At 66.7% G+C, this 23,628-nt stretch carries 21 protein-coding genes; 10 read left to right on the top strand and 11 right to left on the bottom strand.

The window, feature by feature from the left end; translation table 11 throughout:
* Nucleotides 1-31: 31 nt before the first annotated feature.
* The 5 genes from BN2503_RS08600 to BN2503_RS08580 are packed head-to-tail and all read left to right on the top strand — an operon-like array spanning nt 32 to nt 3,743.
* Nucleotides 32-625 carry a chalcone isomerase family protein gene (locus tag BN2503_RS08600; RefSeq protein WP_054256240.1) on the top strand — a complete coding sequence of 198 codons (594 nt, stop codon included), beginning with the start codon at nt 32-34 and terminating at the stop codon, nt 623-625.
* Nucleotides 622-1,923: an MFS transporter gene (locus BN2503_RS08595; protein ID WP_054256239.1), complete on the top strand. Its 1,302-nt coding sequence runs from the start codon at nt 622-624 to the stop codon at nt 1,921-1,923. Before BN2503_RS08600 ends, BN2503_RS08595 begins: the two co-directional genes overlap by 4 nt.
* Nucleotides 1,920-2,456, top strand: a complete 537-nt coding sequence (locus BN2503_RS08590) for a DUF3833 domain-containing protein (protein WP_054256238.1) — start codon at nt 1,920-1,922, stop codon at nt 2,454-2,456. The genes BN2503_RS08595 and BN2503_RS08590 overlap by 4 nt, the downstream gene beginning before the upstream one ends.
* 4 nt (nt 2,457-2,460) lie before the next feature.
* The gene (locus tag BN2503_RS08585) at nt 2,461-3,243 is read left to right on the top strand and encodes an SDR family NAD(P)-dependent oxidoreductase (protein ID WP_054256237.1); all 783 of its coding nucleotides are present in this window, start codon (nt 2,461-2,463) and stop codon (nt 3,241-3,243) included.
* Between the two features lie 2 nt (nt 3,244-3,245).
* Nucleotides 3,246-3,743 (top strand): nuclear transport factor 2 family protein, encoded by a 498-nt coding sequence (locus tag BN2503_RS08580; protein WP_054256236.1) that lies wholly within the window; start codon nt 3,246-3,248, stop codon nt 3,741-3,743.
* A 69-nt stretch (nt 3,744-3,812) separates the two neighbouring features.
* On the opposite strand, the gene BN2503_RS21240 is transcribed toward BN2503_RS08580, so the two are convergent.
* Together BN2503_RS21240 and BN2503_RS08575 are read right to left on the bottom strand one after the other, a co-directional pair.
* Entirely contained in the window at nt 3,813-3,938 is a 126-nt protein-coding gene (locus BN2503_RS21240) for a hypothetical protein (RefSeq protein ID WP_267887047.1), read from the bottom strand.
* A 2-nt stretch (nt 3,939-3,940) separates the two neighbouring features.
* A complete protein-coding gene (locus BN2503_RS08575) occupies nt 3,941-5,158 on the bottom strand; it encodes an MFS transporter (RefSeq protein ID WP_054256235.1) in 1,218 nt (405 codons plus the stop codon).
* Nucleotides 5,159-5,258: 100 nt separating this feature from the next.
* Here BN2503_RS08575 and BN2503_RS08570 point away from each other — a divergent pair, with 100 nt between their 5' ends.
* From BN2503_RS08570 to BN2503_RS08560, 3 genes are all read left to right on the top strand, one after another.
* Complete coding sequence (locus BN2503_RS08570; RefSeq protein WP_054256234.1) at nt 5,259-7,235, top strand: DNA topoisomerase IV subunit B; 1,977 nt, start codon at nt 5,259-5,261, stop codon at nt 7,233-7,235.
* A gap of 56 nt (nt 7,236-7,291) precedes the next feature.
* Nucleotides 7,292-9,634 (top strand): DNA topoisomerase IV subunit A, encoded by a 2,343-nt coding sequence (parC, locus tag BN2503_RS08565; RefSeq protein ID WP_054256233.1) that lies wholly within the window; start codon nt 7,292-7,294, stop codon nt 9,632-9,634.
* 128 nt (nt 9,635-9,762) lie between these two features.
* Nucleotides 9,763-11,568 carry a methyl-accepting chemotaxis protein gene (locus BN2503_RS08560; protein ID WP_054256232.1) on the top strand — a complete coding sequence of 602 codons (1,806 nt, stop codon included), beginning with the start codon at nt 9,763-9,765 and terminating at the stop codon, nt 11,566-11,568.
* Nucleotides 11,569-11,636: 68 nt separating this feature from the next.
* Here the strand turns inward: BN2503_RS08560 and BN2503_RS08555 are convergent, their stop codons facing one another.
* Nucleotides 11,637-12,098, bottom strand: coding sequence for a RidA family protein (locus tag BN2503_RS08555; RefSeq protein WP_054256231.1), 462 nt, complete (start codon nt 12,096-12,098; stop codon nt 11,637-11,639).
* 59 nt (nt 12,099-12,157) lie between these two features.
* Here BN2503_RS08555 and BN2503_RS08550 point away from each other — a divergent pair, with 59 nt between their 5' ends.
* A complete protein-coding gene (locus BN2503_RS08550) occupies nt 12,158-14,539 on the top strand; it encodes a DNA internalization-related competence protein ComEC/Rec2 (RefSeq protein WP_054256230.1) in 2,382 nt (793 codons plus the stop codon).
* Between the two features lie 135 nt (nt 14,540-14,674).
* Nucleotides 14,675-15,769 (top strand): acyltransferase family protein, encoded by a 1,095-nt coding sequence (locus tag BN2503_RS08545; RefSeq protein ID WP_003359536.1) that lies wholly within the window; start codon nt 14,675-14,677, stop codon nt 15,767-15,769.
* 65 nt (nt 15,770-15,834) lie between these two features.
* On the opposite strand, the gene rnk is transcribed toward BN2503_RS08545, so the two are convergent.
* The 8 genes from rnk to sdhD form a co-directional block, all read right to left on the bottom strand.
* Nucleotides 15,835-16,248 (bottom strand): nucleoside diphosphate kinase regulator, encoded by a 414-nt coding sequence (gene rnk, locus BN2503_RS08540; protein ID WP_054256229.1) that lies wholly within the window; start codon nt 16,246-16,248, stop codon nt 15,835-15,837.
* A 79-nt stretch (nt 16,249-16,327) separates the two neighbouring features.
* On the bottom strand, nt 16,328-18,016 hold the full coding sequence (locus BN2503_RS08535) for a phosphoethanolamine transferase (RefSeq protein ID WP_054256228.1): 1,689 nt from the start codon (nt 18,014-18,016) through the stop codon (nt 16,328-16,330).
* Nucleotides 18,017-18,041: 25 nt separating this feature from the next.
* A complete protein-coding gene (fghA, locus tag BN2503_RS08530; RefSeq protein ID WP_054256227.1) occupies nt 18,042-18,878 on the bottom strand; it encodes an S-formylglutathione hydrolase in 837 nt (278 codons plus the stop codon).
* A gap of 181 nt (nt 18,879-19,059) precedes the next feature.
* Complete coding sequence (gene gltA / locus BN2503_RS08525; protein WP_054256226.1) at nt 19,060-20,355, bottom strand: citrate synthase; 1,296 nt, start codon at nt 20,353-20,355, stop codon at nt 19,060-19,062.
* Between the two features lie 22 nt (nt 20,356-20,377).
* Nucleotides 20,378-20,671, bottom strand: coding sequence for an FAD assembly factor SdhE (locus BN2503_RS08520; protein ID WP_054256225.1), 294 nt, complete (start codon nt 20,669-20,671; stop codon nt 20,378-20,380).
* 4 nt (nt 20,672-20,675) lie between these two features.
* Nucleotides 20,676-21,380, bottom strand: coding sequence for a succinate dehydrogenase iron-sulfur subunit (locus BN2503_RS08515; protein ID WP_054256224.1), 705 nt, complete (start codon nt 21,378-21,380; stop codon nt 20,676-20,678).
* Between the two features lie 23 nt (nt 21,381-21,403).
* Entirely contained in the window at nt 21,404-23,209 is a 1,806-nt protein-coding gene (gene sdhA / locus BN2503_RS08510) for a succinate dehydrogenase flavoprotein subunit (RefSeq protein ID WP_054256223.1), read from the bottom strand.
* A gap of 23 nt (nt 23,210-23,232) precedes the next feature.
* Nucleotides 23,233-23,598, bottom strand: coding sequence for a succinate dehydrogenase, hydrophobic membrane anchor protein (sdhD, locus tag BN2503_RS08505; protein ID WP_054256222.1), 366 nt, complete (start codon nt 23,596-23,598; stop codon nt 23,233-23,235).
* Nucleotides 23,599-23,628: the final 30 nt, after the last annotated feature.

The raw sequence follows: 23,628 nt of genomic DNA, 5'->3' as shown, positions 1-23,628 counted from the left end.
CAAAAACCATAGCTGCTAGCGCGCTTTGCATATGCCTCAGAGCCAAATTTCATCACTCAAACGCTGGGCCTTGGCGGCACTCTCCGCCGTCGCTCTGGCGGCTGCGGCAGCCAACCCGGCAGTGGGGCCTGGGAGCGATGCCGCGCCCCCCTGGGTACACCAGTCGCTGGCAGATGCCACGCTGGCTGGCGAAGGGCAGATGCGCTTTCTCGGCCTGCGTATCTACGATGCGCGCCTGTGGGTGACCCCGGGCTTTCAGGCCGACGCCTTCGGCGCCCACCCACTGGCGCTGGAGCTGACCTATCACCGCGCCTTCACCGGCGCGGCCATCGCGCGGCGCTCCATCGAGGAAATCCAGCGCCAGACGGCACTGGCCCCTGCGCAGGCCGAGCGCTGGCAGCAGCAGCTGGCGACCCTGCTGCCCGATGTCCAGCCGGGTGACCGGCTCACCGGCCTTTACCTGCCCCAGCAAGGCATGCGCCTGTGGCGAGGTAGCCAGGCGCTGGGTGCTATTGGCGACGCGGAGCTGGCCCGCTTGTTCTTTGGCATTTGGCTCTCGCCCCGCACCTCCGAACCTGGCCTGCGCAGCGCCTTGCTGGCGCGTCAACCAGGAGCAGGGCCATGACCCGTGCCTTGCCATGGAACGCCTCGCAAGTGTTGCCCTGGCGCGCGGGCCTGGCCTATGGGCTGCTGGGCTTGCCCCTGGCCTTTGCCGCACTGCCGCTGTATGTGGTGCTGCCGCACTATTACGCCAGTGACCGTGGCCTGTCGCTGGCCACGGTAGGCGCGTTGCTGATGCTGGTGCGCCTGATCGATGCGGGGGCCGAACCGCTGCTGGGGCGGTTGAGCGACCGGGTCTACCACCGTACCGTGCATGCCGTGCTGTGGATGGCGGGGCTCTTGGTGCTGCTGCTGGGGGTGGGCATGGCCGGCCTGTTTTTCCCGCGCGTGCAAGGGCCTGCCGCGCTGGCGGCGTGGATGGTGGCAGGGCTTTTATTCACCTGCCTTGCGCACAGTTTGCTGGTGATTACCCACCAGGCCTGGGGCGTGCGCTTGGGGGGCGATGCCGCACAGCGCAGCCGCATCGTGGCCTGGCGCGAAGGGGCCGGGCTGGTGGGCGTGGTCACGGCCAGCGCGCTGTCTGTGGCGTGGGGGGCGGGCACCATGCTGGCCGTGTTCACGCTGGCACTGGTAGCCGGCTGGTGGGCGCTGTGGCGTGCGCCGCGTCCACGGTTTGCCGCAGGGGCCTGGCAAGCGCCCGAGGCGCGGCTGTGGCAGCCGCTGGCCGAGCCCGCCTTCCGGCGGCTGTTGGCGGTGTTCCTGTGCAATGGCATCGCCAGCGCCATACCGGCCGCGTTGATGCTGTTCTTCGCTCAGGACCGGTTACTGGCTACGCAGGCGCACATCGCGCTGTTTCTGGTGCTCTATTTCGTCAGCGGGGCGTTGTCCATGCCCCTCTGGGTGCGTGTCGTGCGTCGCCTCGGGCTGGAGTGGGCGTGGCTTGCCGGCATGCTGGTGGCTGTGGCCTGCTTTGGCTGGGCGGCTGGCTTGGGCAGCGGCCAGGTGGTGGCCTTTGGGCTGATTTGCGTGCTGTCGGGGGCGGCGCTGGGCGCTGACCTGGCCGTGCCGGGTGCGCTGCTGGCCCTGCTGATCGAGCGCCACGGCGCCCAAGGCGTGCACGACGGCGCCTACCTGGGCTGGTGGAACTTGGCCACCAAGCTCAACTTGGCATTGGCCGCAGGGCTGACGCTGCCCCTTTTGCAATGGCTGGGCTACCAGCCCGGCAGCCAAGACCCGCTGGCGCTGCAACGCCTGGCATGGATTTATGCGCTGCTGCCGTGCGCGCTCAAGCTCATGGCCGCCTATCTGCTGTATCGGCTGTTGATCGCTTTCCCTCACCGTACCCAAGGAGTGACACCATGAACACACGCCGCCGTGTCTTATTCACCGTGCTGGCGGGCTCGGCCGTGCTGGCGGGGTGCGCCAGCCCCCAGGTGAGCGACTATGCCCAGGAGCGGCCCAGCCTGGAGCTGGACCGCTATTTCAACGGCCGTATCCATGCGCATGGCATTTTTCAGAAGCGCGGTGGCGAGGTGGTGCGCCGCTTCACGGTGGTGATGGACTGCCATTGGCAAGGCAACCAGGGCGTGCTGGACGAAGCCTTCAGCTATTCCGACGGCAGCACCCAGCGCCGCGTGTGGCGTCTGACCAAGCACGAGAACGGGCGCTACACCGGCCGTGCCGACGACGTGGTGGGCGAGGCGCAGGGGCAGGCGTCCGGCAATGCCTTCCGCTGGAGCTACACGCTGCGCCTGCCGGTGGACGGCAAGGAATATGAAGTGCAGTTTGACGACTGGATGTTCCTGGTTGACGAGCGTGTGATGCTCAACCGCGCCACCATGAGCAAGTTTGGCGTCACGCTGGGCGAGGTGCTGCTGTCTTTCTCCAAGGAGTAGCGCCATGCCCCTCAACCCTCCCATCACCGACTGGCGGGGCCGACGTGTGTGGCTGATCGGCGCGTCCAGCGGCATTGGGCGTGCCGTGGCTGCGCTGCTGCATGCGCGTGGCGCGCAGGTGTGTGTGTCGGCGCGCCAGCAAGGCTTGCTCGACGCCTTCGTGCGCGAGCATCCTGGCAGCCAGGCGCTGGTGCTGGATGTGACCGATGCGCAGGCCGTCGCCAGTGCGGCGCAGCAACTGCTCGCGGCGGCACCGCTGGATCTGGTGTGCTACTGCGCCGGCCACTACCGCCCGATGTCGGCCAACGCACTGGATCTGGCCGAACTGCTTCGGCACCAGCGCGTCAACGTCACTGGGGTGCTGCAGGTACTGGCGGCCGTGGTGCCCGCGCTGGTTCAGGCGGCAGCGGCGGGGCGTACGCCGCACCTGAGCCTGGTGGCCAGCGTGGCCGGCTGGCGTGGCCTGCCGCAAAGCCTGGCGTACGGCCCCACCAAAGCGGCGCTGATCAATCTGGCGGAAAACCTGTTTCTGGACCTGCGCCCCCAGGGGGTGGGTGTCAGCCTGGTCAACCCTGGCTTCGTCGATACCCCGCTGACGGCGCAAAACCAATTTTCCATGCCGGCGCTCCTCACGCCCGAGCAGGCAGCGCAGGCCATCGTGCGCGGCTGGGAGCGGGGGCAGTTCGAAATGCACTTTCCCAAGCGCTTCACGGGCGTACTCAAGCTCATGCGCTGCCTGCCCTACCGCTGGTATTTCCCCCTCGTGCACCGTATCACCGGGCTTTGAACATGGACACGTTGCCTCCCATCGCCAGCGCCGATACGCCATCCGCTGCACAGCGGTTGATCGCGTTTTACGAGCAGCTGTCGCCGACCCATCTGGCCGCGCTGGACACCTATTACGCGCCTGACGCACGCTTCAAGGACCCCTTCAACGACGTGCGCGGCGTGCCAGCCATCGCACAGATTTTTGCCCACATGTTCGCCACGCTGGACGAGCCGCGCTTCACCGTGACCCAGCATATCGAGCAAGGCGACCAGGCTTTTCTGGGCTGGGAGTTCCGTTTTCGCATGCGCCGCTGGCGGCCGCAGGTGGTGCAATGCATCCACGGGGCCACCCTGGTGCGCTTCGATGCGCAGGGGCGTGTGACGTTGCACCGCGACTACTGGGATGCCGCCGAGGAGCTGTACGAAAAATTTCCCTTACTGGGCGGACTGATGCGCTGGCTGCGCAAATCAGCTTCCGCCACTGCCAACGCCAAGGATTCGCGTGGCCCTGTGCCCTGATGCTCGCTGGCGCTAGGCGATACCTGGGTTCACAGAGCGGGCGTTCGCACAAGCCGGGAGCGATTCACGCTAGAAGCACGCCCAGAGCTGGTCCGCCAGGGTGATCAGGAACTCGGGCTGCGTGTACAGCCCGAACACCGCCAGCAACGCCACCAGGGCTGCAGCGTAGGCGAGGGCCTGGCGCTTGCTGGGCATGGTCAGGCGCCTTGGGGGGCTGCGCGTTGGATGGCGTTTTCGCGCACAGGCAAGTTCACCAGGCCCGCGAGCACGCCCAGTGCGATGGTCAGCAGCCACACAATGTCGTAGCTACCCAGGCGGTCGTACAGGTAGCCACCCAGCCATACGCCCATGAAGCTGCCGATCTGGTGGCTGAAGAAGACGAATCCGCCCAGCATCGACAGGTGGGCCACGCCAAAAATCTGCGCCACCACGGCCGTGGTTGGCGGCACGGTGGACAGCCACAGCATGCCCATCACGGCGGAAAACAGGTACACGCTCATCGGCGACAGCGGCGCCAGCAGGAACACCGTGATGACCACCGAGCGCGCAAAGTAGATGAAGGCCAGGATGTTCTTCTTGGGCAGGCGCTGGCCCAGCGAGCCGGCGGCATACGTGCCAATGACGTTGAACAGGCCCACCAGCGCCAGCGCATAGCTGGCCACCTGGGGCGACAGGCCCTGGTCCTTCAGGTAGCTGGGCAGGTGCACGCCGATGAACACCACCTGAAAACCACAGACGAAGTAGCCCGCCATCAGCAGCTGGAAGCTGGGGTAGCTGAACGCCTCGCGCAACGCTTGGCCAATGGTTTGCTCGCGTTTCAGCAGGGCACCGCCAGCAAAACCGGGCTCGCGCAGGCCACGCGCCAGCGGCACGATGAGCAGCGCCGCCATGCCCAGCAGCACCAGCGCCTGCTGCCAGCCAAACTGGCTGATGAGCCAGCCTTCGGTCGGCACCATCAAAAACTGCCCGAATGAGCCCGCCGCCGCAGCGATGCCCATGGCCCAGGAGCGGCGCGAGCCATCAACGTTGCGGCCGATCACACCGTAGATGACCGCGTAGGTGGTGCCCGACTGGGCCATGCCGATCAGTACCCCGGCCGTGATGGCAAACACCAGCGGCGTGGCCGAATACGCCATGCCCACCAGTCCCAGCGCATAAAGAACCGCACAGCCGACGATGACCTTGAAAGCGCCGAAGCGGTCGGCCAGCATGCCCGCGAAAATGCCCGTGAAACCCCACACCAGGTTTTGCACGGCGATGGCCAGGGCGAAGTCCTGGCGTGTCCAGTCCATTGCTTGCGTCATGGGCTGCAGCCACAGGCCAAAGCCGTGGCGAATGCCCATGGACAGCGTAACGATGAGTCCCCCGCAGGCCAGCACTTGGCCTATAGACAGTTTTTGATTTTGTTTATGCATCGTGCGAATGTAGCCAATCCGGGAAAACTCTGCAGCGCGCCCTTGACAACCTGTTTTTTCATCCAGTGAGGCGGCGCCTGCCGCACTACAATCCGCGCCCATGGCAGTCAAACCCCCTTCCGCATCCGACTATTCCGAGGGCTCGATCCGCGTGCTCAAGGGCCTGGAGCCCGTCAAGCAGCGGCCGGGCATGTACACCCGAACCGACAACCCCCTGCACATCATCCAGGAGGTGCTGGACAACGCCGCCGACGAGGCGCTGGCCGGTTTTGGCAAAAAGATCAAAGTGACGCTGCATGCCGATGGCTCGGTCAGCGTCGAGGACGATGGCCGGGGCATTCCCTTCGGCCTGCACCCCGAGGAAAACGCGCCCGTGATCGAGCTGGTCTTCACCCGCCTGCATGCCGGCGGCAAGTTCGACAAGGGCAAGGGCGGCGCCTACAGCTTCTCGGGCGGCTTGCACGGCGTGGGCGTGAGCGTGACCAACGCGCTGGCCACGCGCCTGGAGGCCACCAGCCACCGCGAAGGCCAGGTGGCGCGCCTGGTGTTTGCGGGGGGCGATGTGGTCGAGCCCCTGGTGGCGCGCCCGCTGGAGGCCGGCGAGCGCAAGCAGGGCACCACCGTGCGCGTATGGCCCGACGCCAAGTACTTCGAGTCGAGCAGTCTGCCCCTGGGCGAGCTGACGCACCTGCTGCGCAGCAAGGCCGTGCTCATGCCCGGCGTGGCCGTGACGCTGGTCAACGAGAAAAACCGCGAAACCCAGACCTGGCAGTACAAGGGCGGCCTGCGCGACTACCTGTCGCAGACCCTGAGCGCCGACCCGGTGATCCCCCTGTTCGAAGGCGAAGGCTTTGCCGGTGGCGCCGACGAGAGCTTTGCCGAGGGCGAGGGCGCCGCCTGGGCGGTGGCCTTTACGGAAGAGGGCGCGCCGGTGCGCGAGAGCTATGTCAACCTCATCCCCACCAGCGCCGGCGGCACGCACGACAGCGGCTTGCGCGACGGGCTGTTCCAGGCCGTCAAGGGCTTCATCGAGCTGCACAGCCTGCTGCCCAAGGGCGTGAAGCTGATGCCCGAGGATGTGTTTGCCCGCGCCAGCTATGTTCTTTCCGCCAAGGTGCTGGACCCGCAGTTCCAGGGCCAGATCAAGGAGCGCCTGAACTCGCGCGATGCCGTGCGCCTGGTGAGCAGCTTTGTGCGCCCGGCGCTGGAGCTGTGGCTGAACCAGCATGTGGAGTACGGCAAGAAGCTGGCCGAACTCGCCATCAAGGCGGCGCAGACGCGCCAGCGCGCCGGCCAGAAGGTGGAGAAGAAAAAAGGCTCGGGCGTGGCCGTGCTGCCTGGCAAGCTCACCGACTGCGAGAGCCGCGACCTGGCCTACAACGAGGTGTTCCTGGTCGAGGGCGACTCGGCGGGCGGCAGCGCCAAGATGGGCCGCGACAAGGAAAACCAGGCCGTGCTGCCGCTGCGCGGCAAGGTGCTCAACACCTGGGAGGTGGAGCGCGACCGCCTGTTTGCCAACACCGAGGTGCACGACATTTCAGTCGCCATCGGCGTCGATCCCCACGGGCCCGATGACACGCCGGATCTCTCGGGCCTGCGCTACGGCAAGATTTGCATCCTCTCGGATGCCGACGTTGACGGCGCGCACATCCAGGTGCTGCTGCTCACGCTGTTCTTCCGCCACTTTCCCAAGCTCATCGAGGCCGGCCATATCTACGTGGCGCGTCCGCCCTTGTTCCGCGTGGACATTCCGGCGCGCGGCAAAAAGCCCGCGGCCAAGCTCTATGCGCTGGACGAGGCCGAGCTGGCCTCCATCCTCGACAAGGCCGCCAAGGACGGCGTGCCACGCGAGAAATGCCAGCTCAGCCGCTTCAAGGGCCTGGGCGAGATGAACGCCGAACAGCTGTGGGAAACCACGCTCAACCCCGACACGCGCCGCCTGCTGCCGGTGCAACTGGGCAGCCTGGGCTTTGCCGACACCGAAGGCCTGATCACTAAGCTCATGGGCAAGGGCGAGGCCGCTTCGCGCCGCGAGCTGATGGAGCTGCACGGCGACGCCGTGGAAGTGGATATTTGATGTTTTTGGCCGCTAGGGCTTATCCATCAAGCGCTAGCAGCTCCTATTTTTGAAGCATGAGCGACTCTTCTCTCCTCCTTCCCCCCGCTCCCGAAGCGGGTGACGCGCTCGACTTGGGCGGCTACGCCCAGCGTGCCTATTTGGAATACGCGCTGTCGGTCGTCAAAGGCCGCGCGCTGCCCGATGTGTGCGACGGCCTCAAGCCCGTGCAGCGGCGCATTCTCTACGCCATGGACCGCATGGGCCTGTCCTACAGCGGCAACGCCCCGGCCAAGCCCGTCAAGAGCGCGCGCGTGGTGGGCGATGTGCTCGGCCGTTTTCACCCGCACGGCGACCAGTCGGCCTACGACGCGCTGGTGCGCCTGGCACAGGACTTCAACCAGCGCTACCCGCTGATCGACGGGCAGGGCAACTTCGGCAGCCGCGACGGCGACGGCGCCGCCGCCATGCGCTACACCGAAGCGCGCCTGACCAAGATTGCCGGCCTGCTGCTCGACGAGATCGACCAGGGCACCGTGCAATTCGTGCCCAACTACGACGGCAGTACCGAGGAGCCGCGCCAGCTGCCTGCGCGTTTGCCGTTTGCGCTGCTCAACGGTGCCAGCGGTATTGCCGTGGGCCTGGCCACGGAAATCCCCAGCCACAACCTGCGCGAGGTGGCCGACGCCTGCGTGGCGCTGGTCAAGAATCCACAGCTCACCGAGGACGAACTCTTTGCCCTGGTGCCCGGCCCTGACTACCCGGGGGGCGGGCAGATCATCAGCAGCGCGGCCGATATCCAGGACGCCTACCGCAGTGGGCGCGGCAGTCTCAAGGTGCGCGCGCGCTGGAAGATTGAAGACCTGGCGCGTGGCCAGTGGCAGCTGGTGGTGACCGAGCTGCCGCCCGGCGTCTCGGCGCAAAAGGTGCTGGAAGAAATTGAGGACATCACCAACCCCAAGGTCAAGGCGGGCAAAAAGGCCCTGACGCAGGAGCAGACCCAGCTCAAGGCCAGCATGCTGGCCGTGCTCGACGGTGTGCGCGACGAGTCGAGCAAAGACGCGCCGGTGCGCATCGTGTTCGAGCCCAAGACCGGCAAGGTGCCGCAGCAGGAGCTGATCACCGCACTGCTGGCGCACACCAGCCTGGAAACCTCGGCCCCCATCAACCTCACCATGGTGGGGCTGGACGGTCGGCCCACGCAAAAGTCGCTGCGCCAGATGCTGGCCGAGTGGGTGGACTTCCGCCAGGGCACCATCACGCGGCGCAGCCAGCACCGCCTGGCCAAGGTGCTGGAGCGCATTCACATCCTCGAAGGGCGGCAGCTAGTGCTGCTCAACATCGACGAGGTGATTGCCATCATCCGTGCGGCCGAGGAGCCCAAGGCAGCGCTGATGGCGCGCTTCAACCTGTCAGAGCGCCAGGCCGAGGACATTCTGGAAATCCGGCTGCGCCAGCTTGCGCGCCTGGAGGCCATCAAGATCGAGCAGGAGCTGTCGGCACTGCGCGAGGAACAGGGACGGCTGGAGGACATTCTGGCCAACCCCGCTTCGCTGCGCCGTCTGATGGTCAAGGAAATCGAGGCTGACGCCAAACAGTTTGCCGACGCGCGCCGTACCCTCATCCAGGCCGAGAAAAAGGCCGTGGCCGAGGTCAAGGTGCTCGATGAACCCGTCACCGTGGTGGTGTCGCAGAAGGGCTGGGTGCGCACGCGCCAAGGACACGGGCACGAGGCGGGCAGTTTTGCCTTCAAGGCGGGCGACGGGCTTTATGGCACCTTCGAGTGCCGCACGGTCGACCAGCTCATCGTCTTCGGCAGCAATGGCCGGGTGTACTCCGTGCCCGTGGCCAGCCTGCCCGGCGGGCGCGGCGATGGCCAGCCCGTGACCACGCTGATCGAGCTGGAGGCGGGCACCCAGCTGCTGCACTACTTCGCCGGGCCGCCGCAGGCCCAGCTGCTGCTCGCCAGCTCGGGCGGCTACGGCTTTCTCGCGCAGGTGGAGAACCTGGTGTCGCGCCAGAAGGGCGGCAAGGCTTTCGTCACCCTGGGCGAGGGCGAGACGCTGTGCGCGCCCTCGCACGCGGCAGGCAGCAGCGGCAGCCAGCCGCTGCTGCCTGCCACGCACGTGGCCTGTGCCTCGGCGGGCGGGCGCATCCTGACGTTCGAAATCAGCGAGCTGAAAGCCATGGCCAACGGCGGGCGCGGCCTGATGCTGATCGACTTGGAGGACAAGGACAGCCTGGCAGGTGCAGCCGCGTACACGCGCAGCGTGCGCATCGAGGGCTTGGGGCGCGGCGGCAAGGAGCGCGAGGAACAGCTCGAAATCCGCAGCCTGAACAACGCCCGTGCCGCGCGTGCGCGCAAGGGCAAGGCTGCAGACTTGGGCTTCAAACCCCAGCGGGTGACACGCGTGGAGTGATGTTTATCGGGGTGCAGTGCGGCCAAAATTGGTGCTACGCTCTGTTGTAAAGATAGGTAAATTCCAAGCAGCGCCTGCCCGCAATAGACGCGGCGCAGCAACGAGAGACAAGGCACCAGGAGGAACAAATGCCGCAACTTCGCATGGCCCATAAACTGTGGTCGGCTGTCATTGCCATCGTCGTGGCGCTGGCGGCTGTGTTCGGGTTCTCCGGCTACCGAACGTCCCAGGCCCAGGCCCAGGCAGATGCCACATCGCGCGAGATGAGTACGCGCGTGGAATCAGCCTTGCGCTGGGCGGGGTTGACGGAAACCAACGCCGCGCGCACCCAGGCCCTGGTGGTGAGCAGCGATCCGGCGGTGGAGGCGGAGTTCAAGGCCATCATCCCCGCAACCTCGGCGCAAATTTCCGAGGTGCAAAAAAAGCTTGAAGCCCTGGCTACCGGCGAGGCCGACAAGGCTCAGATGGCCAAGATCGCTGCTGCGCGCAAGGCCATGATCGACCTGCGTGGCCAGGCGCTGAAGCTCAAGGCAGAAGGGCAAAACGATACAGCGGTGGCGCTGGTCAAGCAGTCCTATAACCCAGCGGTGGCGGCCTACCTGAAGACCCTGCACGACTTCGTGGAGCTGCAGCGGCAGCAAGCGCAGGCCAGCCAGGCGGACATCGCCAGCAACCGCTTGCTCACCGTGAAAATCGCGGCTGTGGTGGTGGGCTTGCTCATTCTGTCCATCGTCGTCGGCGCCTATTTCCTCATTGGCAGCATTCAGCGCCCGTTGGCCCAAGCGCGCCACTTGGCGGATTGCATTGCCAGCGGTGACCTGAGCGCACGCGAGGCGGTGACGCGGGGCGACGAATTCGGCGATCTGCTGCGCTCGCTGTACGCCATGAGCGAGGCACTGTCGCGCATGGTGCTGCAGGTGCGCCAGAGCACGGACAGTATCTCCACCGCCAGCGCGGAGATCGCGCTGGGCAACCAGGACCTGTCCGCGCGCACGGAGCAGACCTCCAGCAACCTGCAGCAGACGGCGGCAGCCATGGAGCAGTTCACCAGCACGCTGCAGCAAAGCGCGGGCAGCGCGCAACAGGCCAGCAGCCTGGCCGCAGGGGCCTCCGGTGTGGCCCGCCGTGGCGGCGAAGTGGTCGAGCAAGTGGTCTCGACCATGCAGGACATCCACCACAGCAGCCAGAAGATCGCCGACATCATCGGTGTTATCGATGGCATTGCCTTCCAGACCAATATCCTTGCCTTGAATGCCGCCGTGGAAGCGGCGCGCGCTGGTGAGCAGGGCCGAGGCTTTGCCGTGGTGGCTGGTGAAGTGCGCAGTCTGGCGCAGCGCAGCGCCGATGCGGCCAAGGAAATCAAAGGACTCATCACGGCCAGCGTGGAGCGCGTGGAAACCGGCTCGCGCCTGGTGGAAGGCGCGGGCAGCACCATGCAGGAAGTGGTGCAGGCCGTGCAGCGCGTGACCGACATGATTGGCGAAATCACCGCGGCTTCGCAGGAACAGAGTGCGGGCGTGGCGCAGGTCAACCAGGCGGTGGGCCAACTTGATCAGATGACGCAGCAGAACGCTGCGCTGGTGGAGCAGAGCGCAGCCGCCGCGCACAGCTTGCGCGAACAGGCCCAGCAGTTGGCCCAGGCCGTTTCGGCGTTCAAGGTGGCAGGCATGGCCACTGGGCAGGTGCCTGCCTACCAGGCGCCGCGTACGGCGGCGCCCCGACCCGCACCGGCCATGCCGGCGCCGGCCAAGCCGCGCGCGGTGCCAAGCAAAGCGACCGGCAAGGCGGCAGCCCCCGCGCCCCAGGTGGCCGCGCCCAAACCCGTGCCCAAACCGGCAGCCCAGCCTGCGCCCAACCCGCCCGCTGCGGCGCCACGTATCGCCACTGCGCCCAAGAAGGCGGTGCCTGACGACGGCGAGTGGGAAAGCTTCTGAACATTGAAAAAGCGGGCTGGGCCCGCTTTTTTTGTGCGGGCAGTGCATCCTGCCCGCGAGTGCGCCCGTCAGCCCAGCTCGGCGATCAGCTCAATCTCCACACATGCGCCCAGCGGGATCTGTGCCACGCCGAAGGCGCTGCGTGCATGCGCGCCCTTCTCGGCGCCGAAGACCTGGCCCAGCAGTTCGCTGGCACCGTTGGTCACCAGGTGCTGCTCGGTGAAGTCGCCGGTGGAGTTGACCAGGCTCATCAGCTTCACGATGCGCTGCACCCGGTTCAGGTCGCCACCGGTGGCGGCGTGCAGCGTGCCCATCAGATCGATCGCTACGGCTCGTGCGGCGGCCTGGCCTTGTTCCGTGGTCACGTCGCGGCCCAGTTGGCCCACCCACGGCTTGCCATCCTTGCGCGCGATGTGGCCGCTGAGGAAAACGAGGTTGCCCGTTTGCACGTAGGGCACGTAAGCTGCGGCAGGCACAGCCACGGGGGGCAGGGTGATGTTCAAGGCTTTCAATTGGTCGTAAACGCTCATGGTCTGGCTCGTTTCAGTCGGCGAATAAAGGGACACATGGTACCCGGGAGCGTGGCTACATGAATGCCTGGCGCCTGCCCTGGCTGCTGGCCGGTTTGCTTGCCGGGGCGGCCTTGCAACTGGTGCAGCCACAGCTGTGGCCGGGCAGTGCGTACGCCGTGGGCATGGCGGCTGCGGTTTTGCTGGCCATGCTGCCCTGGAGCCGTCAGCGTGTGGGCGTGATGGCGTGCGCTGCGCTGGCCATGTTCGCTCTGTGCGGCCTGCGCGCCGTGGCCTTCCAGGCCCAGGCGCTTGACCCTCGGCTGGAAGGGCGCGACCTGCGCGTGCAAGGCATGGTGGCGGCCATGCCGCAGCGCGGCGATGCCGGATTGCGCTTTCGCTTCGCAGTGGAGTCCGCGTGGCTCGATGGGCAGGCCGTGCGCCTGCCGCCCATGGTTGAGCTGGGCTGGTACGCCAGCGGCTGGCAGGGCGCCGATGCGCCGGACGAGCCACAGCGCCCGCTGCCGGCCCTGCGCGCGGGCCAGCGCTGGGAGGCCACCGTCCGCCTGAAGGCGCCACACGGCGCGCGCAACCCGCACGGCTTCGACTACGAACTGTGGCTGTGGGAGCAGGGCGTGCAGGCCATGGGCTACGTGCGCGCGGGCCGCAGGGACGCCGCGCCCCGGCTGCTGTCCGAGGGGTGGCACCACCCGGTGGAGCAATGGCGCCAGCAGGTGCGTGATGCCATCGTGCTGCGCTTGGTGCAGCCCCAGGCCGAAGCCGCGCAGCGCGAGCGCGCGGCACGCGCCGCTGGCGTGGTGGCTGCCCTGGTGACCGGCGACCAGCGCGCCATTGACCGCGCCGACTGGGACCTGTTCCGCGCCACTGGTGTGGCCCACCTCATGAGCATTTCGGGTTTGCATATCACCCTGTTCGCCTGGATTGCCATGGCCGCCGTGGGCTGGCTGTGGCGGCGCTCGCAGCGGCTGTGCCTGCGCTGGCCCGCGCAGCACGCTGCGCTGCTGGGCGGCGTGCTGCTGGCGGCGGGCTACGCGCTATTCAGCGGCTGGGGCGTGCCGGCGCAGCGCACGGTGCTGATGTTGGCGGCGATGGCGCTGCTGCGCCTGGCCGGGCGGCGCTGGCCCTGGCAGCAGGTGTGGCTGCTGGCGTGTGCCACCGTGGTGCTGGCCGACCCATGGGCCTTGTTGCAGCCCGGCTTCTGGCTCAGCTTTGTCGCTGTGGGGGTGCTTTTTGCTTCTGATTTCGTAGCTGGTAGCGCTTATGGGGCGAGCGCTGGAGGCCTTTTAGGCCATGTGCGCAAGTTCCTGCGTGAGCAGTGGGTGGTGACGCTGGCGCTCACGCCCCTGTCGCTGCTGTTGTTCGGCCAGGTGTCGGTGGTGGGGGCATTGGCTAACCTGGTGGCCATTCCCTGGGTCACGCTGGTGGTGACGCCACTGGCGCTGCTGGGCATGTTGTGGCCCCCGCTGTGGCAGGCGGCGGCGGTCAGCCTGGAGCCTCTGGTAGCGCTGTTGCAGGCCTTGGCCGCGTGGCCCGGGGCGGTGCTGGCCTTGCCGGCGGCGCCCCTGTGGGCTGCCGGGGGCGCGGTGCTGGGGGGCCTATGTCTGGCGCTGCGCTGGCCCTGGCGCCTGCGCGTGCTGGGCCTGCCGCTGCTGGTGCCCGCGCTGTGCTGGCAGCCGGCACGCCCTGCCATCGGGCAATTCGACCTGATCGCGGCCGACGTGGGGCAGGGCAACGCCGTGCTGGTGCGCACGGCGGGGCATGCACTGCTGTACGACGCGGGGCCGCGCTTCGGTCTTCACAGCAATGCGGGTGAGCGCGTGCTGGTGCCCTTGCTGCGCAGCCTGGGGGTGCGCCTGGACGCGCTGATGGTGAGCCACAGCGACAGCGACCACGCGGGTGGCGCCCCGGCCGTGCTCGCCGCGCAGCCTGGGGCCGCGCTGTGGGGTGTGGCGGTGGAGGGCACCACCGCTGCGCCCCGGCCCTGCACGGCGGGCCAGCGCTGGGAGTGGGATGGTGTGGTGTTTGAGCTGCTGCACCCGCCACCGCTGTTGGATGCGCGGCGCCCGAATGCCCAGAGTTGCGTGCTGCGTATTCGCAGCGCCCAGGGCGTGGCGGCCGTGCTGGCTGGGGACATCGAGCAGCCGCAGGAGCAGGCCCTGCTGGCACGGGGTGCGCCGCTGGCCGCCACGCTGTTGTTGGTGCCGCACCACGGCAGCAAAACATCGTCGGGCGCCGCCTTCATCGAGGCCGTGGGGCCGCGCTGGGCCCTGGTACAGGCCGGCTACCGCAACCGCTACGGTCATCCTGCGCCCGAGGTGGTACAGCGCTACCGTGTGGCGGGCACCGAGGTCGTGGACTCGAGCGCGTGCGGTGCAGCACGCTGGGATTCGGCCCGGCCACAGCAGATGCAGTGCGAGCGCACGCTGCAACGACGCTACTAGCAGCATGCTGGGGGGCGCTGATGCGGCCCTGCGGCAGCCTGCACGATCGGGCCAATCGGCGCACAATACGGGCATTCCTGCGCAGCACCGGCCTTTTTTGCGCCTGCAGTGCTGCCTGACACACCCCATCCTCCCATGCCATCCCCGTCACGCAATGCCCTGATCGACTCGGTCAAGGGCCTGGCTTGCGCCACCATCGTTGCCCACCACCTGGCCTTCTACGGCCCCATGTCGGACTCCGCCCACGACCTCATTCCCTCCGTGGTCGATGTGCTCTCCGAATACGGCCGCATGGCAGTGCAGGTGTTCCTGGTTTTGGGCGGCTATTTGGCTGCCGCCAGCCTGGCGCCCGACGGGGTGCTGCGGGAGGGGCCAGCGGCGCAGCACATCGGGCGGCGCTTTGTGCGCCTGATCGTGCCTTACGCTGTGGCACTGCTGGTGGCCGTGCTGGCGGCGGCGCTGGTGCGCCCATTCTTGGAGCACCCGTCCGTTCCGGGTGAGCCCGAACTGCACCAGCTGCTGGCCAACGCGCTGCTGCTACAGGACATCGTGGGCGAGGAAGCGCTCTCCGCCGGTGTCTGGTATGTGGCCATCGACTTTCAGCTGTTTGCCTGCGCGGTGCTGCTGCTGGCTGCGCTGCGCCATGCACCAGCGCGGGTGCAGCGCTGGGCGCCTGGCATGGTGGCGGCTGGTGGTGCGCTGTCGCTGCTGGTGTTCAACCGCATGCCCGATCAGGACATGTGGGCCTGGTACTTCTGGGGCTCGTACAGCCTGGGCATGTGCGCCTTCTGGGCCGCGCGTGCACCCCGGGCCTGGGCCTGGGGGCTTGGCATGGCGGCGGTGGGGCTGCTGGCGTTGTGGCTGGAGTTCCGCGCACGCATTGCCGTGGCACTGGTGGCGGCCTTGTTGCTGATGGCCGTGAAGCGCCACGGTGTGGCGTGGCGCGGGGCCGATTGGTTGCCGCGCCTGGGCCAGATGTCGTACTCGGTGTTCCTGGTGCACTTCTCGGTGTGCCTGCTGGTGAACGCCGTGGTGAACCATTTGTGGCCCGACGCGCCGTGGCCGAACTTGCTGGGCATGGTGCTGGCTTTCGGGCTGTCGATCGCTGCCGGACGCCTGCTGTACCTGCGCGTGGAGCGCCACGTGCCTTCCTGGAGCGTCGCGCTGCGCTGGCAGGCCGGCATGGTGGGCACGGGCATGCTGGTGGCGCTGGCCAGCAGCCGGTTTTGAATGCTCTTTATTTCGTAGCTGCTAGCGCTTGCTGGTAAAGGGCTAGAGCCCTTTTTTATCAGTGTTCAGCGGTGCAGTTCGCCCGCGGCTTCGGGCTGGTACACCACTTCCTTGACGCGCACCGTCATGGCCTTGCCGCCAGGGCCAGGCCAGGCCAGTTCGTCGCCTACCGACATACCGAGCAGTGCGCTGCCCACGGGGGCGAAGATGGAGACCCGGTCGGCGCTGCCATCCATGTCGCGCGGGTAGACCAGGGTCAGGCAGAACGACTTGCCTGTCTCGACGATGGTGAACTGCACCGTCGAGTTCATCGTGACCACGGTGGGCGGCATTTCCTCTGGCGCCAGTACGTCGGCGCGATCCAGTTCTGCCTGCAGATCGGCCTTGCCGGGAAAGGCACTGGCCGGGATGGCGGCGAGCAGGGCTTCGATGCGGTCCAGATCGAGCGAGGACAGAATGATTTGCGGCTTGCGTGACATGGCGTGTGTTCTTTCCGTGGAGATGAGAGCGTTGCCCGGGACTGTAGCGAAACGCCCATCCCGCACTGCCGCGCAGGGGTTAGCGGCAGGGCGCGAAGGCGTCCAGGCTGTCCTGGTACACGCTGGTGTGCACGTCCAGCAGGCCCAGCACGGAGTGGAAGTAATTGTCGTGCGAGAGGCGCTGGTGCGCCCACTCGCGTTGCAGACAGGCGGTCGTCACGCCGCTGCGCGCCTGCAGCGCGGGGGACAGCCAGGCGATCCAGGGCACGTGCTTTTGCACGTCGGGCGCGATGGCGTACGGCAGGCCGTGCAGGTACAGGTTGTTCTCGCCCAGCGATTCGCCGTGGTCCGAAACGTACAGCAGCGCCGTCTGCGCCTGGTGGGCGCGCGCCTGCAGCCACTCGATGGTGGCGTTCAGAAAGAAGTCCGTGGCGACGATGCTGTTGTCGTAGGCGTTGACGACCTGTTCGCGCGAGCACTGCTGCAGTGCGTTGGTCTGGCACTCCGGGGTGAAGCGCTTGTGCGCGGGCAGTGAGCGCTTGGCGTAGGCCGGGCCGTGGCTGCCCATCTGGTGCAGCACCACGACCACGCCACGTGCGCGCCGCTCGGGCGGCAAGGCCGCAATGTGCGCGTCCAGGTCGCGCAGCATGATGGTGTCCTGGCAGTCGCCGCCAGGGCACAACTGCGCATCGGCCAGGCGCGCGGTGCCGATCTCGGTCACGCGGTCGCACACGCCCTTGCAGCCCGACTGGTTGTCGATCCAGACCACGCCCAGGCCGGCGTGCTGCAGTACGTCGAGCAGGCCTTCGGCATCGGTCTTGCGCTTGCCGAATTCGGCGCGCCCCAGGTGCGAGAACATGCATGGCAGCGAGGCCGCTGTGCTGGTGCCGCAGGCCCAGGCGTCGGGCGCATTGGCCAGGTCTTGGCGGGCTGACAGCAAGGGGGTGGTGGGGCGTTCGTAGCCATTGAGCGTGAAGTTGGCGGCGCGCGCCGTTTCGCCCACCACGAGGACGAGCAGCGGGGGCTGGGCCTGCGTGGCGTAGCTAGTGCCCAATTGGGCGTCACGCCCCAGTGGCGCGAGCGTGCGCGTGTCCATGCGCAGCGGCCGGGTGGTGAGGTCGGCCACCGCATACAGGCTGTTGAGCGGGTTGATGAGGTAGCGCAGCTGGGTGTGGTTGCGCATGGTGGCGGCAAAGTCCTGGAACACCAGCAGCAGGCTGCCCACGCCCACCAGCACCGCCGCCAGGATCAGCAGCACACCGTGCCACAGCTGGCGCCACCAGCCCAGGCGGCGCACGGGGCGCCGCAGTAGCCACACCAGAGGCGGTGCGGCCAGCAGCAGCAGGGCGGCCGCCATGCGCCAGTTGAGCAGGTCGACGGCCTCGCGCGGGTCGGTTTGCAGCACGTTCACCAGCATGGTGGTGTCGATGACGATGCCGTAGCTCCACATGAAGTACACCCCGGCGGCGCCTGCCAGCAGCATCACCCCCAGCACGGGCTTGAGCGCGCGGCCCCAGGCCAGCAGGCCGATCACGGCCGCGTTACCCGCTGCTACCAGCACCATGAAGGCCAGGGCGAAACCCCAGCCGCGTAGGCCTTCGGTGCCCGGCAGCGCGGCTACGGCGCGCCACAGAGGCAGGTTGCACACGCTGGCCAGCCAAAGGCTCACCAAAACCACCAGGGTGGCGGGGTGCGAGGCGCTGGAGGCTGGAGGAAGGGGCGAGGACGCGGCGCGGGCACGGCGCAGCCGCTGCAGAAAGGCGGACATAGGTGCGCGATTGTAGGCAGCAGGTTCAGCCCAGCGCAGCCGCGTGGTGATGCAGGTGGTCGTCGATGAAGCTCTGGATGAAGTGGTAGCCGTGGTCATGGCGCGCGTGGCGGCGCAGGGTGAGGGGCTGTCCCACCTGGGCGCATGCGGCGACCAGGGCCTCGGGCTGCAGTTGCTGCGCCGCCAGCCAGGTATCGGCCAGTCCCTGGTCGACCAGGATGCCGCGCGGGTACGGCGGGCGGGCCTGGGCCGCCATCAGCGTACAGGCGTCGTAGGTCTGCCAGGCCTCGCGGTCAGGCCCTAGGCAGTTGCCGAGGGCCAGTTGGCCGCAGGAGCTGCTGGCTGCGCTGGCAATGGGTGCAAAGGCCGATAGGCTCCTGAAAAGGCCGGGGTGGCGCAGCGCCAGCATGAGTGCACCGTGCCCGCCCATGCCATGCCCCAGGATGCCCAGGCGCAGGCCATCGATGGGCAACTCGGCAGCTACCAGGGGCAGAAGTTCGCGCACCAGGTAGCTTTCCATGCGCCAGTGGCGTGACCAGGGCGCTTGCGTGGCGTCGAGGTAGAAGCTGTTGGCCGCTTCGGGCAGGTGCACTGCGCGCGGGCGCGTGTCAGGGGTGATCAGGGCCAGGCCCATTTCGGAAGCCAGGCGTTGGGCACCAGCGAGGCTGGCGAAGGTGTCCTCGCTGGCATCCACGTCTCCCAGACACAGCAGCGCGGGCACGGGCGCGCGGTGTAGCGCACGCGGCGGCAGGTAGATGCCGAACGGCATGTGCAGCCCGGTTTCTCGGGACGCATGGCGGTAATAGCGTTGCACGCCTCCGAAGCAGGCATGCGAGGCCACGAATTCGAGGGGTCTGTGCATGGCGGATGCTTTGAAAACGATAGCTGCAGGCGCTGGTTGTAAAAGAATCTTTCAGTGGAAACAAGCAAAAAATCTCACACAGCAAGCGCGTGCTGCTCACTTTTTCATACGACACGTGGACGTGTGCCGATAAAAAAGCCCGCAGGCGTGAGCCTGCGGGCTTTCGGGTGGGCAGCGGCGCTTACTTGACGTCGCGGCGCGGCGAGCCCGTGAAGAGCTGGCGTGGGCGGCCGATCTTGTACTCGGGGTCGCTGATCATTTCGTTGAGCTGGGCGATCCAGCCCACGGTGCGGGCCAGCGCGAAGATGCCGGTGAACAGGTTCACTGGGATGCCGATGGCGCGCTGCACGATGCCGGAGTAGAAGTCCACGTTCGGGTAGAGCTTGCGCTGTACGAAGTAGTCGTCTTCCAGGGCAATCTTCTCCAGCTGCTTGGCCAGGGCGAACAGGGGATCCTTTTCCAGGCCCAGCTCGGCCAGCACTTCATTGCAGGTTTCCTGCATGAGCTTGGCGCGCGGGTCGTAGTTCTTGTACACGCGGTGGCCAAAGCCCATCAGCTTGACGCCGGAGTTCTTGTCCTTGACCTTCTCCATGAACTCGCCGACCTTGGCCACGCCGCCCATGGCCTGGATTTCTTCCAGCATGTTCAGGCAAGCCTCGTTGGCGCCGCCGTGGGCAGGGCCCCACAGGCAGGCCACGCCGGCGGCGATGGCCGCAAACGGGTTGGTGCCCGAAGAGCCGCACAGGCGCACGGTGGAGGTGGAGGCATTCTGCTCGTGGTCAGCGTGCAGGATGAAGATGCGATCCATGGCCTTCTCAATGACCGGGTTCACCTTGTAATCCTCGCACGGGGTGCCGAACATCATGCGCAGGAAGTTACCGGCGTACGACAGGTCGTTGCGCGGGTACATGTAGGGCTCGCCCTTGCCGTATTTGTAGGCCATGGCCACCAGCGTGGGCATCTTGGAGATCAGGCGGATCGCCGCGATGTGGCGGTGCTCGGGGTTATTGATGTCGGTGCTGTCGTGGTAGAAGGCCGACATCGCGCCCACCAGGCCGGTCAGCACGGCCATGGGGTGGGCGTCGCGGCGGAAGCCACGCAGGAAGAACTGCATCTGCTCGTGCACCATGGTGTGGTCGAGCACGAGCTTGTGGAAGTCCGTGCGCTGCTTTTCGTTCGGCAGGTCGCCATTGAGCAGCAGGTAGCAGGTATCGAGGTAGTCGCACTTGGTGGCGAGTTCCTCGATCGGATAGCCGCGGTACAGCAGCTCGCCCTTGTCACCGTCGATGTAGGTGATGGACGACTGGCAGGACGCCGTCGAGAGGAAGCCGGGGTCGTAGGTGAACATGCCCGTTTGACCGTACAGCTTGCGGATGTCGATAACGTCCGGGCCGATGCTGCCGTGGTACATGGGCAGATCGATGCTCGGGCTGCCGTTGCTGAACGAGAGCGTTGCTTTGTTGTCAGCCAGTTTCATTTCCAGTTTCCTTCCTAGGGGGTTATGCCAGTTGAGCCGGTGCTGCGGGCGGGCGGCGCATGAGCTCCAGCACCTGCCTGACTTGCGGCGTGTCGAGGTCGCCCGAGGGCTCCTTGCGCCGCAGCAGGAGGTCGAGCAGGTCGTTGTCGGCCAGATCCATCAAGGCGACCAGACCCTGCGCTTGCGCGCGGGTCAGGCCATTTCCATGGGCCGCGAAGAATTGCTTGATGAACAAATCGTTCTCGACCAGGCCGCGGCGGCTGCGCCAGCGCAGGACGCCGCGTTCCCGTTCGTCGAGCAGTTGATCGTCTGCCATGGCTTCAGAGGGCGCGACGGGCCATCAATTCCTTGATTTTGCCAATCGCGCGGGTGGGGTTCAGGCCCTTCGGGCACACGTCGACGCAGTTCATGATGCTGTGGCAGCGGAACAGGCGGTACGGGTCCTGCAGGTTGTCCAGGCGGTCGCCTGTGGCGTCGTCACGGCTGTCGGCGATGAAGCGGTAGGCCTGCAGCAGACCAGCGGGGCCGACGAACTTGTCGGGGTTCCACCAGAAGCTGGGGCAGCTGGTGGAGCAGCTGGCGCACAGAATGCACTCGTACAGACCGTTGAGCTCCTCGCGCTCCTCGGGCGACTGCAGGCGCTCCTTGAACGGCGACACCGGGGTCTCGTTCTGCAGATAAGGCTTGATCGAGTGGTACTGCTTGAAGAACTGCGTCATGTCCACGATGAGGTCGCGGATCACCGGCAGACCGGGCAGCGGCTTGAGAACGATGGTGCCCGACAGGGTGTTCATGTTCGTCAGGCAGGCCAGGCCGTTCTTGCCGTTGATGTTCATCGCATCGGAGCCGCATACGCCTTCGCGGCACGAGCGGCGGAAGGAGATGGTGGGGTCCTGCTTCTTCAACTTCACCAGGGCGTCCAGCAGCATGCGCTCATGGCCGTCGAGCTCGATCTCGACGGTCTGCATGTAGGGCTTGCTGTCCTTGTCCGGGTCGTAGCGGTAGATTTGGAAAGTGCGCTTCATGTTGGTTTCTCGTGGGGCTACGGTTAGAAGGTGCGGACCTTGGGCGGAACGCTCTCGACCGTCAGTGGCTTGAGGTTCACGGGCTTGTAGGTCAGGCTGTTGTCGGCGCTGTGCCACAGCGTGTGCTTCATCCACTCCTTGTCGTTACGGCCCAGTGGGCACTCGGGGTGGTCGGCCGGGTGCTCGTAGTCGTACACCGTGTGGGCACCGCGGCATTCGTGGCGCGCGGCAGCGGAGGTCATGGTGGCTTGGGCGACTTCGATCAGGTTGTCCACTTCCAGCGCTTCCATGCGTGCGGTGTTCCAGACCTTGGACTTGTCCTGCAGCGTCACGGAAGACACGCGTTCGCGGATGGCGTTGATCTTGACCACGCCTTCGTCCATGCCCTTCTGCGTGCGGAACACACCAGCGTGCTGCTGCATGCTGGCGCGGATGTCTCCGGCGATGTCCTGCGCGTAGGTGCCTTCCTTGGATTCCTGCAGCTGGTTCAGGCGTGCCAGGGTGCGGTCAGCGCCGTCAGCCGGCATGGGCTGGTGGTCGCCATAGCCGTTCACGTACTGCACGATGTGCTTGCCAGCGGCCTTGCCGAAGACCAGCAGGTCCAGCAGCGAGTTGGTGCCCAGGCGGTTGGCGCCGTGCACCGACACGCACGAGCATTCGCCTACGGCGTACAGGCCATTGACCACGCGGTTTTGCACGCCGTCGTGCACCACCACCTGGCCGTTGATGTTGGTGGGGATACCGCCCATCTGGTAGTGGATGGTGGGCACCACAGGGATCGGCTCCTTGGTGATGTCCACGTTGGCGAAGTTGTGGCCAATCTCTTCCACCGAGGGCAGGCGCTTGCGGATGGTGTCGGCGCCCAGGTGGTCCAGCTTCATCAGGATGTAGTCCTTGTTCGGACCGCAGCCGCGACCTTCCTTGATTTCCTGGTCCATGGAGCGCGAGACGAAGTCGCGCGGTGCCAGGTCCTTCAAGGTCGGGGCATAGCGCTCCATGAAGCGCTCGCCGTTGCTGTTGAGCAGGATGGCGCCTTCGCCACGGCAGCCTTCGGTCAGCAGCACGCCCGCGCCGGCCACGCCGGTGGGGTGGAACTGCCAGAACTCCATGTCCTGCAGCGGGATGCCAGCGCGCGCTGCCATGCCCAGGCCGTCGCCGGTGTTGATGAAGGCGTTGGTCGATGCGGCAAAAATGCGGCCTGCACCGCCGGTGGCCAGCAGCACCGCCTTGGCGTGCAGCTCATACAGGTCGCCGGTTTCGAGTTCCAGCGCAGTGACACCCACCACGTCGCCCTGGGTGTTGCGGATCAGGTCCAGCGCCATCCACTCCACGAAGAAGTTGGTCTTGGACTTGACGTTCTGCTGGTACAGCGTGTGCAGCATGGCGTGGCCGGTGCGGTCGGCAGCGGCGCAGGCACGTTGCACGGGCTTTTCGCCGTAGTTGGCGGTGTGGCCGCCGAAGGGGCGCTGGTAGATCGAGCCGTCGGGGTTACGGTCAAACGGCATGCCGAAGTGTTCCAGCTCGATCACCACGTTCGGAGCCTCGCGGCACATGAACTCGATGGCGTCTTGGTCGCCCAGCCAGTCGGAGCCCTTGATGGTGTCGTAGAAGTGGTAGTGCCAGTTGTCCTCGCTCATGTTGCCGAGCGATGCCGACACGCCGCCCTGCGCGGCCACGGTGTGCGAGCGGGTGGGGAAGACCTTGGACAGGCAGGCCACGTTCAGGCCCGCACGGGAGAGTTCGAGCGAGGCGCGCATGCCGGAGCCGCCGGCACCCACGATGACCACGTCGAACTTGCGCTTGGTGATGTTGGCTTTGGTATAGCTCATTGTTTTCTTTCAATCGCGGGGAATCAGAGGCGCCACAGGGTCTGGAAGCCCCAGCCGGTGCAGGCCAGCAGCCAGACGATGGTGAAGATGTAGAGGGCGAAACGCAGGCCGTCGGCCTTCACGTAGTCCATCCACACGTTGCGCACGCCAACCCAGGCGTGCCAGACCAGCGCCAGGATCACGGCGAAAGTCAGTACCTTCATCCACTGGGCGGCGAAGATGCCGGCCCACAGGTCGTAGCCGATAGGGCCCTTGCTGAACAGCACCTGCGCCAGCAGGACGAAAGTGAACAGAACGATCACGGCGGCGGTGCCACGCTGGGCCAGCCAGTCGCGCACGCCGTAGTGGGCACCGACGACGGTGCGCTTGGAGCCATAGGTCACGGACATGGTGTTTTTCCTTCTAATCGGGGGGCGGGG

The organism is Paenacidovorax caeni, assembly GCF_001298675.1.
Taxonomy (GTDB): domain Bacteria; phylum Pseudomonadota; class Gammaproteobacteria; order Burkholderiales; family Burkholderiaceae_C; genus Paenacidovorax; species Paenacidovorax caeni.
Note: the sequence above shows the minus strand (reverse complement) of the source record. Positions and strands in the feature narration are given on the sequence as shown.